1 protein-coding gene is annotated in these 520 nt (G+C 67.3%); it reads left to right on the top strand.

Annotation, left to right across the window (positions count from 1 at the left end; all coding sequences use genetic code 11):
• On the top strand, positions 1–520 hold a 520-nt coding region (locus AC1DTN_RS39235), incomplete at both ends, for an efflux RND transporter permease subunit (RefSeq protein WP_477925658.1).

The following is a 520-nucleotide window of genomic DNA, read 5'->3' as shown; positions in this document are numbered from 1 at the left end:
GGTGAACGCGGTCAACGCGCAGAACCTGATCCTCCCTTCGGGCACGGTCAAGTTCGGCGCGACCGAATACAGCGTGAAGATGAACGGCTCGCCCGAAGAGATCGCCGGTCTCAACGACCTGCCGGTGCGCACCGCCAACGGCGCCACCATCTATCTGCGCGACGTGGCCAATGTGCGCGACGGCTTCTCGCCGCAGACGAACGTGGTGCGGCAGGACGGCGTGCGCGGCGTGCTGCTTTCGGTGCTCAAGAACGGCGGCGCGTCGACGCTGGACATCGTGTCGAACCTGCGCGCGCTGCTGCCCGTCGCCGCGCAGGCGATGCCGAGCGACATCAAGATCACGCCGCTCTTCGACCAGTCGATCTTCGTCAAGGCCGCCGTGCAGGGCGTCGTGGCCGAAGCCATGCTCGCCGCCGCGCTGACGGCCGCGATGGTGCTGCTGTTCCTCGGCAACTGGCGCAGCACCCTGATCATCGCGCTGACCATCCCGCTGTCGATCCTGGCGTCGATCCTCGTGCTC

The sequence above is a fragment of the Rhizobium sp. 01T444 genome (assembly GCF_056398305.1).
Note: the sequence above shows the minus strand (reverse complement) of the source record. Positions and strands in the feature narration are given on the sequence as shown.